We start from the raw sequence: 14,856 nt of genomic DNA, 5'->3' as shown, positions 1-14,856 counted from the left end.
GCACGGCGCGGCCGATCCTGGATGAGGGCGGCGCCTAGCCGCCCTGCTTGGTGCCGAAGTCCACCTTCGGCGTCTGCATCTTGTCGTCGCTGATGGTGAAGTTCTGGAACGGCTCGTTGCCGCGGAACCAGAAGGTGGCCCACAGAACCGAAGGGAAGGTCTTCAGCGTCAGATTGTAGTCCTTGACCGCCTGGATGTAGTCGCGGCGGGCGACGGCGATGCGGTTTTCCGTGCCTTCGAGCTGGGCCTGCAGGGCGATGAAGTTCTGATTGGCCTTCAGGTCGGGATAGTTTTCGGTGATGGCAAGCAGGCGCGACAGCGCGCTGGTCAGGCCCGACTGGCTGTCCTGGAATTTCTTGAAGGCTTCCGGGTCCTTCAGCGTTTCCGGCGTCACCGTCACTTGCGTGGCCTTGGAGCGCGCCTCGACGACGGCGTCGAGCGTGTCCTTCTCATGCGCGGCATAACCCTTGACCGTCTCGACCAGATTGGGGATCAGGTCGGCGCGGCGCTGATACTGGTTCAGCACCTCGCTCCAGGCGGCCTTGGCATTTTCTTCCGCCGTCGGGATGGTGTTGTAGCCACAGGCGGACAGGAAGGGCAGCAGAACCGCCATCAAAAGGAAGGCGGGAAGGCTGCGGGGAAGGGTGGACAGGCGCTGGGCGTGCATGAGCGGTCCCTCATTGGCTCGAATAGTCAAGCAATACCATAAAGATCGGCCAAGAAAACGCCTCTTGGTCGATGTGGCGCCACTGAAGTCCGTTGGCTTAGCCCAGCCGTGAAGGAGGCCCTGTAACCGGCGCACGGATCGGTCTAGAATCGTCTCAAACGAGGGATCGACATGGCAGGGACTGCCGACAGGGACAGCGAGCATGAATCGCGCCGCATCCTCGACCGCATCGCGCGCGAGACGGAGCCGGGCGGCCTGCCTTCCGATCGGCACTCCGGTGAGCGCCCCGATGTCGATGACCCGATCGAATATTGGGGCACACGCATCGGCCGCACGCTTGGGCTCATCCTGGCTGTCGCCATGATGATCGCCGTCGTCTATTACCTGGCCCGCCACATATAGGATCAGCATGAACACCAATCAGGCCGAGGCGCCCCGCGCCGTCATCGTCGTGTCCAGCCATGTCGCGCGCGGCTCGGTGGGCAATCGCGCCGCCGTCTTTGCGCTGGAAACTCTTGGCTTTCCGGTTTGGGCCGTGCCTACGGTGATCCTGCCCTGGCATCCCGGTCATGGCCGCGCCACAAGGATCGTTCCGCCTGCGGAACAGTTCGCGGCACTGATGGCCGATCTGGCGCGCGCGCCATGGCTCGGCGAGGTCGGCGCGGTGCTGTCGGGCTATCTGGGCGAGGCGAGCCAGGCCGATGCCGTGGCCGAGCTGGTCGGTGCGGTCAAGGCCAGGAACCCGTCGGCGCTTTATGTCTGCGACCCGGTGATGGGCGATTCCGGCGGGCTCTATGTGCCGGAGGCCACGGCTGCAGCCTTGCGCGACCGGCTGATGCCGCTGGCCGACATCGCCACGCCCAATCGCTTTGAGCTGGCTTGGATGGCCGGCGCCGAACTGCCCGACCTCAAATCGACCGTGGCCGCGGCACTGCACGCGGGACCGGCGACCATGCTGGTGACGTCGGCGCCGGCGATGATGGCCGGCAGCACCGGCAATCTGCTGCTCGACGCCAGTCAGGTACTGCTGGCCGAGCATCGGCTGATCGACCGGCCGCCCAATGGCCTCGGCGATTTGACCGGCGCCATCTATCTGGCGCGCACGCTCGCCGGCCAGCCGCCGGCCAAGGCGTTGCAGTCGACCACCGCCGCTGTCTACGAGATCCTGGCGCGCACCGCCAAGCGTGGTGGCGACGAATTGCAACTCGAAACCGATGCGCAGAGCCTGTCGCATCCGATGGCCATGGTGCAGATGCGCCACCTGACCCATCCGGGGCGGGATCGCCGCGCGTGACAGGCGGCACGGCCACGCTGACGCTGGCCGGGGTCGATGGCTGCAAGGCCGGCTGGATCATGGTGCGACGCACGCCAGCCGGGGCGCCAGCCGTCAGCGTCCACACCAGTTTCGTCGATCTGCTCGCGGCCTTGCCCGCCGATGCGATCGTCGCGGTCGACATGCCGATCGGCCTGCCGGATGTCTCCGGAAAGGGCGGTCGCGGGCCGGAAATGCTGGTGCGGCCTCTGCTCGGAGAGCGGCAGTCCAGCGTCTTTTCCATTCCATCGCGGGCAGCGGTCTATGCCGATACCGCCGCTTTCACCACGGTGGAGGCCTGGCACGAGGCGCATCGGCGGGCCAGCGCGGTGGCAATGGCAACGTCCGATCCGCCACGCGGCGTTTCAATCCAGGCCTTTGGCATCTTCGCCAAGATCCGCGAAATCGACACGCTGCTGGCGTCCCGGCCGCAACTGCGCGGCCGGGTGTTCGAATCGCATCCCGAAGTGGCGTTCTGGCGCCTCAATGGCGGAAAGGCGATGGCGCTGCCGAAGAAGATAAAAGGCGCAGTCAACGCAGCCGGCATGGACGAGCGCCGCACGCTGCTTGCCCGTCACGGTTATGATCGAGCCTTCCTCGATCAGCCGCCGCCGAAGGGCGCTGCCGCCGACGATTTCCTTGATGCCGCCGCGATGTTGGCGATTGCCGGGCGAATCGCGCGGGGCGAGGCGGCCTGCTATCCCAATCCGCCGCTGGTCGACGGCAAGGGCATTCCGGTGGCGATCCGCGTCTGAGCGATGCGGCACGGCGAGCCATGCGCGCGCATGGCTCGCGCCATTCAGCCATGAACGATTTCGCATTGATCGTGGCGTGGTTTTGCCGTTAGTGCGTTGCACAGTGGAACAGAGCCGCTGCCGTTCAGCCTGGAAAGGTCCCCGCCGCCAGATGCCGCATCTCCCAGAACATCTCCTCGCCGGTTATCGCAGCTTCATCAATGGTCGCTACGTCGCCGAAAGCGGTCATTACAAATCGCTGGCGCGCGAAGGGCAGGCGCCGGAAACGATGATCGTGGCCTGCTGCGATTCGCGCGCGGCGCCGGAAGTGATCTTCAACGCCGGCCCCGGCGAGCTGTTCGTCCTGCGCAACGTCGCCAATCTCGTGCCGCCCTATGCGCCAGACGGCGAATATCATTCGACGTCCGCCGCGCTGGAATTCGCCGTGCAGAGCCTCAAGGTGAAGAACATCGTCGTGATGGGCCACGGGCGCTGCGGCGGCATCCGCTCGGCGCTGGACACCACGTCGGCGCCGCTGTCGCCGGGTGATTTCATTGGCAAATGGATGAGCCTGATCGCACCCGCGGCCGAGGCGGTATCGGCCTCGACCATGATGACGACCACCGAGCGCCAGACGGCATTGGAGCGTATCTCGATCCGCTACTCGATCGCCAATCTGCGCACTTTTCCTTGTGTCAGCATTCTCGAAGGCAAGGGCCGAATTGCGCTGCATGGCGCCTGGTTCGACATCTCCACGGGCGAGTTGTGGGTGATGAACAAGGAGACCGGCGACTTCGAGAAGCCCGATATCGGCTGACCAATCGCACTTCCCATCCTTGCCTTGCAGGCCTAGGTTGCATGTGGGAGGGCCGCGCGATGTCTGTCGTTGGCTGGCGGGAATTCTCCACTGCGACGCTTTTGGGCCTGATGCTCGTCTCGGCGCGTGCCGACGAGGCGGCGCTTATCGACCGCTGGTATTCGGCGCTGCTTACCGCCGATCGTACCAGCCTTGCCGAACTGCTCTCCGACGACGCGCGCATCCGCCTGCACGATATCGGCGTCGAGCAGACGAAGCCCGAATTCATCGCTTCGATGGACGAATGGCGCGGCGCGGTGGCTGGTGCCACCATTCGCCACCGCATCGAAAAAGCCGAGACCGGTTTGGTGACGGTCATCGTCTGCTACGATTTTCCCGGCAACGATCTTCTGACACGCGAAAGTTTCGCCTTGTCCGGCAGCCGCATCACCGCGTCGTCGCAGGAAACCATCGCGGAAAGTTGCAGCGGTTATTGAGAGGGGCGTCGCCTGCCTGCGATGCGGTGCAGTTGCGGCCTGCCGTTGCATGGGCGGCACCGGCGGCCTACATCGGAAGACAACACCCGCCTCCGCAATCCAGCGAAAGCCTCTCCATGACCGCAGTCCCAAGCCTCGACCTCGCCCTGCATCCGCTGACTTCCTGGAACGGGCCGCTCGGTCTTCCCGATTTCGCCAGGATTCGCGACGGAGATTTCGATGCCGTTTTCGATGCGGCGCTGAAGGCGCATGAAGCGGAGATCGAGGCGATCGCCGCCAATCCGGCGCCGGCAACTATCGAAAACACGCTGCAGGCGCTGGAGCTCGGCGGCGAAGCACTTGATCGCGTCTCGTCGATCTTCTGGTGCCGGGCAGGCGCGCATACAAACGACGCGATCCAGGCCCTGGAACGCGCGGTCGCGCCGAAGATGTCGCGGCATTTCTCGGCCATCTCGATGAACGAGAAGCTGTTCGCGCGGATTGACGATCTTTATCAGCGGCGCGCCACCCTCAAGCTCGATGCCGAGACGCTGCGCGTGCTGGAGAAGACTTGGAAGGGGTTCGTGCGGTCCGGCGCCAAGCTCGATGCTGCCGGCAAGAAGCGGCTCGCCGCTATCAATGAGGAGCTTTCCTCGCTCGGCACCAGCTTTGGGCAGAACGTGCTGGCCGACGAACGCGATTGGGCGCTGTTCCTTGACGAAGCCGATCTGACCGGCGTTCCGGAATTCCTGAAAAGCGCGATGGCGGAAGCCGCCGAGACGCGCGGCCAGAAGGGCCGCTATGCGGTGACGCTGTCGCGGTCGATCTACGAACCCTTCACCACCTTCTCCGAGCGTCGCGACCTGCGCGAGGCGGCCTGGCGCGCGTTCACCCAGCGCGGCCAGAATGGCGGCGCCAGCGACAACACCGCCGTCGTGCGCGACACGCTGAGGCTGCGTACCGAAAAAGCCAGGCTGCTCGGCTATGCGTCCTATGCGGCGCTGAAGCTCGACGAAACCATGGCCAAGACGCCGAAGGCCGTGCACGATCTGCTCGACCCGGTCTGGGAGAAGGCACTGGAGAAGGCAGCGGCCGACCAGAAGGAGCTGCAGCGGCTGGCGACGGCCGCCGGCAGCAACGAACAGCTCGCAGCATGGGACTGGCGCTTCTATCAGGAGAAGCTGCGTGCCGAAAAATTTGCCTTCGACGAGGCCGAGCTGAAACCCTATCTGCAGCTCGAGCGCATCATTGCCGCTTGTTTCGACGTGGCGACCAGACTGTTCGGTATCACTTTTGAAGAGAAGAAGGGCATCGCCGGCTGGCATCCCGACGCGCGCGTCTTCGTGGTGAAGAATGCCGATGGATCCGAGCGGGCGCTGTTCCTGGCGGATTATTTCGCGCGGCCTTCCAAGCGTTCCGGCGCCTGGATGAGCGCGCTGCAGTCGGGCTACAGCCTGGGCAAGGGTTCCACGCCGATCATCTATAACATCATGAATTTCGCCAAGCCGCCGGCCGGCGAGGCGGCGCTGCTTTCAGTGGACGAGGCGAAGACGCTTTTCCATGAATTCGGCCACGCGCTGCACGGCATGCTGACCAATGTCACCTGGCCGTCGGTGGCGGGCACCTCGGTCAGCCGCGATTTCGTCGAACTGCCGTCGCAGCTCTACGAGCATTGGCTGACGGTTCCGGCCGTTCTGGAAAAACACGCACTGCACGTGAAAACCGGCAAGCCGATGCCCAAGGAACTCCTGGACAAGATGCTCGCGGCGCGCACTTTCGGCGCGGGCTTCGCCACGGTGGAATTCACCGCCTCGGCGCTGATCGACATGGCCTATCACGCGCGCTCCGAGGCGCCGGCCGAGCCGCTGCGTTTCGAGGCGGAAACGCTGGAGAAGCTCACCATGCCGGAGACGATCGCCATGCGCCATCGCACCCCGCATTTCAGCCATGTCTTCGCCGGCGATGGTTATTCCGCCGGCTACTATTCCTACATGTGGTCCGAGGTGCTGGACGCTGACGCCTTTTCAGCTTTCGAGGAAACCGGCGATCCGTTCAACCCGGCGCTGGCGAAGAAACTGCGCGAGAACATCTATGCGGCTGGCGGCTCAAAAGATCCGGAAGAGCTCTACACCGCTTTTCGCGGCAAGATGCCGACGGCAGATGCGATGATGGCCAAGCGCGGCCTGGTGTAATTCCGCTGCCATCTCCCGCGGAGAGAACAAGGTGCTAGCCCTTCAGGCTGGCGCCGATCAGCCAGTCTGCGTGTTTGGCCACCGACTGCGAAGGCCCGCCGGGACCGAAGATCTGGCTGGAGATATAGGCGCCCTCGATCAGGAGCAGCAGGCCGTCGCCCAGCATATCGGGGTCGGCCGCGCCCATGCCTTGGGCCATTTCGCGCAAGCGGCGGCGCAGTTCGCGCTTGTTTTCCTCGCTGACCACGCGCGCCGGGTGGCCGGGCTCCGGATATTCGACGGCGGCGTTGGTCATGCCGCAACCGCGATAACCAAGCTTCTGCGACCGTTTGCCGACACGTGTCAGAAAGGCGATGATCTGTGCGCGCGGGTCGCCGGGATGGGCGGCGACGGCCTCGTCGAACCGTTTCCAGAATTCAAGATCGTACTTCCTGAGATAAGATGCAGCCAATTCATCCTTGGATGAAAAGGAGCGGTAGAGGCTCGGCTTGGTGACGCCCGCCTTCTTCACGATCTCGTCGACGCCGATCGCCCGGATACCCTCGCGATAGAACAGGTCGCGCGCCACGTCGAGGATCTTCTCGGCCGCCGGCGGCAGCGCAACGGTCTCCTGTGAAACGCTTGGATCAAAATTTTTGTCAGCAGGCATGATGCATTCCGATTGACATGTTACCGACCGGTACGTACACAGAAACCAATTGCAACGTACCGGTCAGTAACATGATAGCTCAGTCCCGCCCGTTTGGCCAGCGCTACGCCTTCGTTGTCGTTGCCGTCATCTTCCTGTCCTTGCTGATCGCGGCAGGCCTGCGTTCCGCGCCTTCGGTGATGATGCTGCCGCTCGAAAAGGACTTCGGCTGGCGCCGCGACGTGGTGTCGCTGGCCGCCGCCATCGGCATCTTCCTCTACGGGCTTACCGGTCCCTTCGCCGCCGCCTTGATGGAGCGCATCGGCCTGCGCAAGACGGTGATCGCCTCGCTGGTGGTGATGTCCGCCTCGACCGGACTTTCCCTGTTCATGACGCAGTCGTGGCAACTCATCGCCACCTGGGGCGTCTTTTCCGGTGTCGGGTCCGGTGCCGTTGCCACGGTGCTTGGTGCCACCATCGTCAACCGCTGGTTCAAGACCAATCGCGGCCTGGTCATGGGCCTGATGTCGGCCTCCAGCGCCACCGGCCTTTTGGTGTTCCTGCCTTTCCTGGCTTGGCTTGCGCAATCCGGCGGCTGGAAGCCGGTGGCGCTTGTCATTGCCATTGCCACCGCGGCACTCGTGCCGCTGGTCTGGCTGCTGGTGCCGGAACGGCCGTCGACGATCGGCCAGGTGCGCTTCGGCGCCGAGCCCGACGATGTGCCGCCGACGCCACCCGCCGCTGCCGGCAACTTCATCTCCCATACACTGGGAACGCTGCGTGAGGCAGCCAGAACGCGTGTGTTCTGGTATCTGTTCGCCACCTTCTTCATCTGCGGCTTCACCACCAACGGCCTGGTCGGCACGCATCTGATCGCATTTTGCGCCGACATGGGCATCAACGAGATCCAGGCCGCCGGCCTTTTGTCGATGATGGGCATCTTCGACCTGATCGGCACGACATTGTCGGGTTGGCTGACCGACCGTTTCGACCCGCGCAAGCTGCTCGGCGTCTATTACGCCATTCGCGGCCTGTCGCTGATCTACCTGCCCTATTCGGGCTTCTCGGCAACGGCCCTGATCATCTTCGCCATCTTCTATGGGCTGGACTGGATCGCCACCGTGCCGCCGACGCTGCGTCTCTCGAACGAGGCCTTTGGCGATGGCAAGGGGCCGCTGGTGTTCGGCTGGATCGTCGCCGGCCATCAGGTCGGTGCCGCGACGGCCGCTTTCTTCGGCGGAGCGATGCGCGAATTTCAGGGCAGCTACGAGCTCGCCTTCGTCATCGCCGGCATGACCGGCATCATCGCCGCCTGCCTGTCGCTGCTGATCAACACCAATCGCCCGATATCCCAGCCGGAAGAACAACCGGCCTGATCGAGGCGGCCCGCTGGCTGTGGGCCGTCAAGAAAGTTTCACGTCTCCGAAATGCTGCTGAAACATTGGCCGCCGACCTTGGCTTGCGTTCACAGCCAAGGAGACAGCCATGAACTCGCCCGTCCAAATCAGCCGTCGTGTCTTCCTCGCCTCGACGGGGGCAGCGGGTCTGGTCGGCTTCTCCGGTTTGGCGATGCCCTATTATTCGCGGGCGAATACGCGGCCCGTCGTCACGCATGGCGTCCAGTCCGGCGATGTCGATTCCGCCTCGGGCATGGTCTGGACCCGCGCCGACCGGCCCTCACGCGTGATGTTCGAAGTGGCGACGACGGAGAGCTTCGCCAACGCGGAAAGGCTGGCGCCGCTCACCGCACTGCCCGACAGCGATTATGCGGTGAAGCGCCTGCTCACCGATCTCGCCTCCGATCAGGACATCTTCTACCGCATGACGATTGCCGATCTGAACGACGTCAACGCCGTCTCCGAGCCGGTGGTCGGCCGCTTCCGCACCGCGCCGATGTCGCGCCGCTCGGTGCGCTTCGCCTGGTCCGGCGATACCGCCGGCCAGGGCTGGGGCATCGATGAGGTCGGCATGAAGACCTATGCCACGATTGCCAAGCACATGCCCGACTTCTTCCTGCATTCGGGCGACACCATCTATGCCGACGGCGTTATGAAGGACGAGGTCGGCCTCAAGGACGGTACCAAGTGGAAGAACGTCGTTCTCGTTGACGAAAAGCGCAAGGTGGCCGAAACACTGGAAGAATACCGCGCGCAGTGGAAGTACAACCTGCTCGACAAGAACCTGTTGGCGATGAACGCCGCGCTGCCCACCTTTTTCCAATGGGATGACCATGAGGTGGTCAACAACTGGTCGAGCTCCAAGAACCTGACCGCCGATGACCGCTACAAGGAAAAGTCCGTCTCCGTGCTTTCCGCCCGCGCCGGGCGCGCCTTCCACGAGATGACGCCGATCCGCTTCACCCCAGCCGAGCCCGGCCGCGTCTACCGCAAGATCGCCTATGGCCCGCTGCTCGACGTGTTTTTCCTCGACATGCGCTCCTATCGTGGCGCCAACGGTCCCAATATGGAGACGGAACTCACCCCGCTGGCGCGCATGCTGGGCGAGCAGCAGACAAGGTGGCTGAAGCGCGAGCTGGCCAATTCGAAGGCGACCTGGAAAGTGATCGCCGCCGACATGCCGATCGGTCTGGTGGTGTGGGACGACGCGGCCAACAAGAAGGGCTCGGAGGCGGTCGCCAATGGCGACAACGGTTCGGCCAAGGGCCGCGAGCTGGAATTTGCCGACCTTTTGCGCTTCATCAAGAATGCTGGCATCACCAACACGGTCTGGTTGACGGCCGACGTGCACTACACGGCCGCCCATCTCTACAACCCCGACAAGGCGCAATTCCAGGATTTCAATCCGTTCTGGGAATTCGTCTCGGGGCCGATCCATTCCGGCACATTCGGTCCCAACGATCTCGACATGACCTTCGGCCCCGAAGTGAAGTTCGTGAAGGCGCCAAGTGTCGAGCAGGGCCAGAACCTGCCGCCCTCGGCCGGCCTGCAATTCTTCGGACTGGTCGATATCGACGGCGGCACGGAGCAGCTCACCGTCAGGCTGATGGATCGCGACGACAACGAGCTCTACAAGACGACGCTCGATCCAGTGCGCGCGGTGTAGTCGCGGGGTTTAATGTTCGAAACAGGCGGCGGGCACGTTCGGCCAGGCTGCCTTGTCGCAACCCACATCGGCCTGGCGCTGCTTGAAAGCCGCGCTGACCGGCCCGGTGACGACCGGGTCGACGCCATCCGGCGCATCGGGGAACATCCGCTCAGCCTGGGTGACAACCGCCGCGATCGGCTTGTCGGCCGGCGTGGCGGCCGACCAAGCGACGCCCAGCGCCAGAAGCGCTACCGTCGTTGCCGATGCGAAGATCATGCCGAAGCGGTTGAGTGCACGTATCATGGACGCCCGAATGCTCGACTGCGGAAAAGGTTCCGCCTTTGGTTAATGAAATTCTACGCCCGCGCCACTTAACAAAAGGTGACCAACGAATTGCCCGCACGCCGCCCCTTTCGCAAATGCGAAAAAACCTGTATGAGCCGCGCAACCGAAAAAGGCGGCGTCTCGATTTGATTATCCGGGCATGCTGCCTGTGCAACCTCCGAGACCCAGCATGAACATCCGCAATATCGCGATCATCGCGCACGTCGACCATGGCAAGACCACGCTGGTCGACCAGCTTCTCAAGCAATCCGGCTCGTTCCGCGAGAACCAGCGCGTCGCCGAACGCGCGATGGATTCGAACGATCTCGAAAAGGAACGCGGCATCACCATCCTGGCCAAGGCGACTTCGGTCGACTGGAAGGACACCCGCATCAACATCGTCGACACTCCCGGCCACGCCGACTTCGGCGGTGAGGTCGAGCGCATCCTGTCGATGGTGGATTCGGCCATCGTTCTGGTCGACGCCGCCGAAGGCCCGATGCCGCAGACCAAGTTCGTCGTCGGCAAGGCGCTCAAGGTCGGGTTGAAGCCGATCGTCGTCATCAACAAGATCGACCGCCCGGATGGCCGCCACCAGGAAGTCATCAACGAGGTGTTCGACCTGTTCGCGGCGCTCGACGCCACCGACGAACAGCTCGATTTCCCGATCCTCTACGGTTCGGGCCGCGATGGCTGGGTCTCCGAGAACCCGGAAGGCCCGAAGGACCAGGGCCTGGCGCCGCTGTTCGACCTCGTGCTCAAGCATGTGCCGGCGCCGACGGTTCACCCCGGCCCGTTCCGCATGATCGGCACCATCCTCGAGGCCAACCCGTTCCTCGGCCGCATCATCACCGGCCGCATCCACTCCGGCACGCTGAAGCCGAATCAGGCAGTCAAGGTGCTGCACCATGACGGCTCGCTTCTGGAAAACGGCCGCGTCTCCAAGATCCTGGCCTTCCGGGGCCTCGAGCGCCAGCCGATCGAAGAAGCGCAGGCAGGCGACATCGTCGCCATCGCCGGCCTGTCGAAGGGCACCGTCGCCGACACTTTCTGCGACCCGGCCGTGACCGAGCCGCTGCACGCCCAGCCGATCGATCCGCCGACCGTCACCATGTCCTTCATCGTCAACGATTCGCCGCTGGCCGGCACCGAGGGCGACAAGGTCACCAGCCGCGTCATCCGCGACCGCCTGATGAAGGAAGCGGAAGGCAACGTCGCGCTCAAGATCGAGGAATCGGCCGACAAGGATTCGTTCTACGTGTCGGGCCGCGGCGAATTGCAGCTTGCCGTGCTGATCGAGACGATGCGCCGCGAAGGTTTCGAGCTTGCCGTGTCGCGTCCGCGCGTCGTTATGCAGAAGGACGAGAACGGCGAGTTGCTGGAGCCGGTCGAAGAGGTCGTCATCGACGTCGATGAGGAGCATGCCGGCGTCGTTGTGCAGAAGATGTCGGAGCGTAAGGCCGAAATGGTCGAACTGCGTCCTTCGGGCGGCAACCGCCAGCGCCTGGTGTTCCATGCGCCGACGCGCGGCCTGATCGGCTACCAGTCCGAACTTCTGACCGACACGCGCGGCACTGCGGTGATGAACCGTCTGTTCCACTCCTACCAGCCCTACAAGGGCGAACTGCCCGGCCGCACCAACGGCGTTCTGATCTCCAACGAGCAGGGCGAAGCCGTGGCCTATGCGATGTGGAACCTGGAAGACCGCGGCCCGATGGTCATCGACGCCGGCGTCAAGGTCTATCAGGGCATGATCATCGGCATCCACTCCAGAGACAACGACCTCGAGGTCAATGTGCTGAAGGGCAAGAAGCTGACCAACATCCGCGCCGCCGGCAAGGATGAAGCGGTCAAGCTGACGCCGCCGATCCGCATGACGCTGGAGCGCGCGCTGGCCTGGATCCAGGACGACGAGCTGGTCGAGGTGACGCCGAAGACCATTCGCCTGCGCAAGCTCTATCTCGACCCGAACGAGCGCAAGCGCTTCGAGAAGTCGAAGGTCAGCGCGGCCTGATGCTTTCAGAAAGGGCGGGGATTTCCCCGCCCTTTTCATTTTCACCGCCGGATCGACGTCATCATTCCGGTAGCGCATTGCGCAGGATCGCCTCCGCCGCGCTGTCTCCATCCAACTCGATCTCGACAAGCAACCCGTCGCGCACCGCCCGGTTGAGCTTGCCGGTCGTCCTGATCCTTGCCCGGTCGGCCAAGGCGGCCATGCGGCTGCGCGACAGGCCGAGTTCCGTCGCCAACAGGCGATCCAGCCGCAGGGAGACGGGATCGGGGGCGGCCAGCACAATCTCCAGCCGCGTCGGCGCATGCCCCGATCCGTCAAGGCGCTCCTTGCGGACGGCGACGTTCGCGAACTCCTCGACCCGCGACGTGTTGCGGCGCAGGGCGATGACATCGAATGCACAACGCCGCGCCAGCTTGGGATCGTTGCTTTCCAGTGCCGAAAGCAGATCGACGTCGATGTCGTGCGCGTTGCGGCGCTCGAACAACGTGTGGTTCCAGGTGTCGTCGCAGGCCGAGCATTTGTAGACGAGCCAGGCGTCGAGGCGCCTGCCATTGGCATTCAGCCGGAATTTGCCGCTGCAACGGAACGGCCGCTGGGCACCACAGCGTGCGCAGGCGCGCCAGGGCTCGGGGAAACGATCTGCAATAAGGGTCCATCGAACGCGGAGCGTGAACGACATGCCGGTTGGTCCTTCCCGTTGGGAAGTCCGTCCGAGCGACGATGAGCGAGGTGCCTCGAGCGGAGGCGCGGAATGGCGTTCGTGTGGAGATCAGGCGACGTGCCTGCGGCTCTGGCGCCGGGGCGCTGGCCAAACCGGTCTCGAACCGCCACAGGAACGAACGCAATCAAAAACGGCAACGCTCGCGCGCTGCCATGCGAGTTCAGGGAGAGCTGACGAGACCGGTGATTACGATGGCAAAGTCGGTAGCCTGAGGCTGATGAAGATGCGCGTTCCTAGCGGGTGGCATGGGCGAGATCAAGCGCACGTTTGACGCCGCCAGCTGTCGTGTAGCCAAATCTATTCGTTGCCACGCCTGCTTTCGCAATCTGGCTCATTGTCAAAGAACGCCCCCTTTTTTGGGGGGAAGTCGGGAAACCATGCCGGAACGCCGACACGCCGTCGCGGTGCGGGATTCTGGCGGCCGGACCCGCCAGGCCGGTTTTCAATCGACAGCGGAACGTCGTTTGCTTGCGTCCGGTGTCGATCCGCCTATTCTCCAGACGACAATGGTCGGTTTGGAGCCCGTCATGACCTTTACCTCGCTTCTCATCTTCGCCGGTGCTTTGCTGGTTGCGGCCGGTTCGCCGGGGCCGTCGATCGCGGCATTGGTGGCAAGGGTGATCTCGAAGGGCTTTCGCGATGTGTTCCCGTTCCTGGCCGCCATGTGGATCGGCGAGGCGATCTGGCTTTCCTTCGCCGTCTTCGGCCTGGCCATGGTGGCGCAGACCTTCCACCTCGCCTTCGTTGCGGTGAAATGGCTTGGTGTCGCCTATCTCGCCTATCTTGCCTGGAAGATGTGGACGGCGCCGGTCGACACCACCGGCGGTTCGCTGCCGAAGGATGATTCGCCGGCGAAACTCTTCATGGCCGGCATGGCGGTGACGCTCGGCAACCCCAAGATCATGATGTTCTACCTGGCGCTCCTGCCGACTATCATCGATCTCGCCTCGGTGAGCGTCGTCGGCTGGATGGAGCTGACCGCAACCATGGCGGTGGTGCTGATCGCCATCGATCTCGCCTGGGTGCTGGCGGCCGCGCAGGCACGTAGGCTCCTGAAAAGCCAGCGCGCCATGAAGATCGCCAACCGTATCTCGGCCGGCACCATGGCCGGGGCGGCGGCGGCGATCGCGGCGCGCAGCTGAATTTCTTTCTACCTTCTCCCCGTTCACGGGGAGAAGGTGGCCCGAAGGGTCGGATGAGGGGCTGCGCCTGCCTTTCGAAAGTTAGCTCCGCCCCTCATCTGCCCGCCGGCATCTTTTCCTGTTCACGGGGTGAAGAGCGCTACCGCGCCATCGCGTGATATTCGTCGTTCGGGCGCATATCGATGGCAGCGGCGACGCGGTTCGACATGTTGAAGAAGGCGGCGGTCGAGGCGATGTCCCAGATGTCGCGGTTCGAGAAGCCGGCCTTGCGCAATGTTTCGCGGTCGGCCTCGACGATCTTTGCCGGCTGCTCGGTCAGCTTGACCGCGAATTCCAGCATGGCGCGCTGCTTGTCCGACAGATCGGCGGCGCGGAAATTCATCACCATCATCTCGCCGAAGGCCGGATCGCCCGACAATTGCCGCACCGCCGCGCCATGCGCGGTCAGGCAATAATAGCAGTGGTTGATCGATGAGACGACGACCGCGATCATCTCGCGTTCGAGCTTGGTGAGGCCGGAATCGCCCAGCATCAGATCGTTATAGGTGTCGGTGAAGGCGCGCAGCTTCTTCTCGTCGAAGGCGTAGGCCTTCAGCACATTGGGCACGAGGCCGAGTTTTTCCTCGCATTTGGCGAAATAGGCCTGCGTGGCTTCGCTGAGTTCGGCTTGCGGCAAATCCAGCGCGGTGATCTTTTCGGCCATGGCATTCTCTCCCGGATGCGAGCTGCAAATTTATTGTGCAGACGGCATTTTTCTTAGGCAGCCGTCAAACCTTTGTCGCCAAAAGGCGTTCATCTGCTACGA

General features: G+C 63.7%; 15 protein-coding genes. 10 read left to right on the top strand and 5 right to left on the bottom strand.

The window, feature by feature from the left end:
- Positions 1-34: 34 nt before the first annotated feature.
- The gene (locus QFZ88_RS12625) at positions 35-667 is read right to left on the bottom strand and encodes a LemA family protein (protein ID WP_024923072.1); all 633 of its coding nucleotides are present in this window, start codon (positions 665-667) and stop codon (positions 35-37) included.
- A 171-nt stretch (positions 668-838) separates the two neighbouring features.
- On the opposite strand from QFZ88_RS12625, the gene QFZ88_RS12620 reads away from it, so the two are divergent.
- The 6 genes from QFZ88_RS12620 to QFZ88_RS12595 all read left to right on the top strand — a co-directional run bounded on the left by QFZ88_RS12620 (position 839) and on the right by QFZ88_RS12595 (position 6,177).
- Complete coding sequence (locus QFZ88_RS12620) at positions 839-1,069, top strand: hypothetical protein (protein WP_024923071.1); 231 nt, start codon at positions 839-841, stop codon at positions 1,067-1,069.
- A gap of 7 nt (positions 1,070-1,076) precedes the next feature.
- On the top strand, positions 1,077-1,961 hold the full coding sequence (gene pdxY, locus QFZ88_RS12615) for a pyridoxal kinase PdxY (RefSeq protein ID WP_024923070.1): 885 nt from the start codon (positions 1,077-1,079) through the stop codon (positions 1,959-1,961).
- A complete protein-coding gene (locus tag QFZ88_RS12610) occupies positions 1,958-2,734 on the top strand; it encodes a DUF429 domain-containing protein (RefSeq protein WP_275040858.1) in 777 nt (258 codons plus the stop codon). The genes pdxY and QFZ88_RS12610 overlap by 4 nt, the downstream gene beginning before the upstream one ends.
- 151 nt (positions 2,735-2,885) lie before the next feature.
- Positions 2,886-3,530 (top strand): carbonic anhydrase, encoded by a 645-nt coding sequence (locus QFZ88_RS12605; protein ID WP_024923068.1) that lies wholly within the window; start codon positions 2,886-2,888, stop codon positions 3,528-3,530.
- Positions 3,531-3,589: 59 nt separating this feature from the next.
- Positions 3,590-4,006, top strand: a complete 417-nt coding sequence (locus tag QFZ88_RS12600; protein ID WP_024923067.1) for a DUF4440 domain-containing protein — start codon at positions 3,590-3,592, stop codon at positions 4,004-4,006.
- 116 nt (positions 4,007-4,122) lie between these two features.
- Positions 4,123-6,177 carry a M3 family metallopeptidase gene (locus QFZ88_RS12595; protein ID WP_024923066.1) on the top strand — a complete coding sequence of 685 codons (2,055 nt, stop codon included), beginning with the start codon at positions 4,123-4,125 and terminating at the stop codon, positions 6,175-6,177.
- A 34-nt stretch (positions 6,178-6,211) separates the two neighbouring features.
- Here QFZ88_RS12595 and QFZ88_RS12590 read toward each other — a convergent pair whose 3' ends face one another.
- Positions 6,212-6,826: a TetR/AcrR family transcriptional regulator gene (locus QFZ88_RS12590; RefSeq protein WP_024923065.1), complete on the bottom strand. Its 615-nt coding sequence runs from the start codon at positions 6,824-6,826 to the stop codon at positions 6,212-6,214.
- Between the two features lie 71 nt (positions 6,827-6,897).
- Between QFZ88_RS12590 and QFZ88_RS12585 the strand changes: the two genes are divergently transcribed.
- Positions 6,898-8,181 (top strand): MFS transporter, encoded by a 1,284-nt coding sequence (locus QFZ88_RS12585; RefSeq protein ID WP_024923064.1) that lies wholly within the window; start codon positions 6,898-6,900, stop codon positions 8,179-8,181.
- A gap of 109 nt (positions 8,182-8,290) precedes the next feature.
- Positions 8,291-9,868, top strand: coding sequence for an alkaline phosphatase D family protein (locus QFZ88_RS12580; RefSeq protein ID WP_024923063.1), 1,578 nt, complete (start codon positions 8,291-8,293; stop codon positions 9,866-9,868).
- 9 nt (positions 9,869-9,877) lie between these two features.
- Here QFZ88_RS12580 and QFZ88_RS12575 read toward each other — a convergent pair whose 3' ends face one another.
- Positions 9,878-10,153 (bottom strand): hypothetical protein, encoded by a 276-nt coding sequence (locus QFZ88_RS12575; protein WP_024923062.1) that lies wholly within the window; start codon positions 10,151-10,153, stop codon positions 9,878-9,880.
- A gap of 211 nt (positions 10,154-10,364) precedes the next feature.
- On the opposite strand from QFZ88_RS12575, the gene typA reads away from it, so the two are divergent.
- Positions 10,365-12,188 (top strand): translational GTPase TypA, encoded by a 1,824-nt coding sequence (gene typA / locus QFZ88_RS12570; RefSeq protein WP_024923061.1) that lies wholly within the window; start codon positions 10,365-10,367, stop codon positions 12,186-12,188.
- Positions 12,189-12,249: 61 nt separating this feature from the next.
- Here the strand turns inward: typA and QFZ88_RS12565 are convergent, their stop codons facing one another.
- Complete coding sequence (locus tag QFZ88_RS12565; protein WP_024923060.1) at positions 12,250-12,867, bottom strand: DUF1062 domain-containing protein; 618 nt, start codon at positions 12,865-12,867, stop codon at positions 12,250-12,252.
- Positions 12,868-13,436: 569 nt separating this feature from the next.
- On the opposite strand from QFZ88_RS12565, the gene QFZ88_RS12560 reads away from it, so the two are divergent.
- Complete coding sequence (locus QFZ88_RS12560) at positions 13,437-14,051, top strand: LysE family translocator (protein ID WP_024923059.1); 615 nt, start codon at positions 13,437-13,439, stop codon at positions 14,049-14,051.
- Positions 14,052-14,190: 139 nt separating this feature from the next.
- On the opposite strand, the gene QFZ88_RS12555 is transcribed toward QFZ88_RS12560, so the two are convergent.
- The gene (locus QFZ88_RS12555; RefSeq protein ID WP_024923058.1) at positions 14,191-14,754 is read right to left on the bottom strand and encodes a peroxidase-related enzyme; all 564 of its coding nucleotides are present in this window, start codon (positions 14,752-14,754) and stop codon (positions 14,191-14,193) included.
- Between the last annotated feature and the right edge of the window lie 102 nt (positions 14,755-14,856).

Source organism: Mesorhizobium sp. YL-MeA3-2017, assembly GCF_030814575.1.
In the GTDB taxonomy this organism is placed as follows: Bacteria; Pseudomonadota; Alphaproteobacteria; order Rhizobiales; family Rhizobiaceae; genus Mesorhizobium; species Mesorhizobium terrae.
Note: the sequence above shows the minus strand (reverse complement) of the source record. Positions and strands in the feature narration are given on the sequence as shown.

Excerpts from the sequence above, each read along its gene's own strand:
- QFZ88_RS12625 (WP_024923072.1), bottom strand. The coding sequence starts at position 667 with ATGCACGCCCAGCGCCTGTCCACCCTTCCCCGCAGCCTTCCCGCCTTC.
- QFZ88_RS12620 (WP_024923071.1), top strand. The coding sequence starts at position 839 with ATGGCAGGGACTGCCGACAGGGACAGCGAGCATGAATCGCGCCGCATC.
- QFZ88_RS12590 (WP_024923065.1), bottom strand. The coding sequence starts at position 6,826 with ATGCCTGCTGACAAAAATTTTGATCCAAGCGTTTCACAGGAGACCGTT.
- QFZ88_RS12595 (WP_024923066.1), top strand. The coding sequence starts at position 4,123 with ATGACCGCAGTCCCAAGCCTCGACCTCGCCCTGCATCCGCTGACTTCC.
- QFZ88_RS12580 (WP_024923063.1), top strand. The coding sequence starts at position 8,291 with ATGAACTCGCCCGTCCAAATCAGCCGTCGTGTCTTCCTCGCCTCGACG.
- QFZ88_RS12575 (WP_024923062.1), bottom strand. The coding sequence starts at position 10,153 with ATGATACGTGCACTCAACCGCTTCGGCATGATCTTCGCATCGGCAACG.
- pdxY (WP_024923070.1), top strand. The coding sequence starts at position 1,077 with ATGAACACCAATCAGGCCGAGGCGCCCCGCGCCGTCATCGTCGTGTCC.
- typA (WP_024923061.1), top strand. The coding sequence starts at position 10,365 with ATGAACATCCGCAATATCGCGATCATCGCGCACGTCGACCATGGCAAG.
- QFZ88_RS12605 (WP_024923068.1), top strand. The coding sequence starts at position 2,886 with ATGCCGCATCTCCCAGAACATCTCCTCGCCGGTTATCGCAGCTTCATC.
- QFZ88_RS12585 (WP_024923064.1), top strand. The coding sequence starts at position 6,898 with ATGATAGCTCAGTCCCGCCCGTTTGGCCAGCGCTACGCCTTCGTTGTC.
- QFZ88_RS12560 (WP_024923059.1), top strand. The coding sequence starts at position 13,437 with ATGACCTTTACCTCGCTTCTCATCTTCGCCGGTGCTTTGCTGGTTGCG.
- QFZ88_RS12555 (WP_024923058.1), bottom strand. The coding sequence starts at position 14,754 with ATGGCCGAAAAGATCACCGCGCTGGATTTGCCGCAAGCCGAACTCAGC.
- QFZ88_RS12600 (WP_024923067.1), top strand. The coding sequence starts at position 3,590 with ATGTCTGTCGTTGGCTGGCGGGAATTCTCCACTGCGACGCTTTTGGGC.
- QFZ88_RS12565 (WP_024923060.1), bottom strand. The coding sequence starts at position 12,867 with ATGTCGTTCACGCTCCGCGTTCGATGGACCCTTATTGCAGATCGTTTC.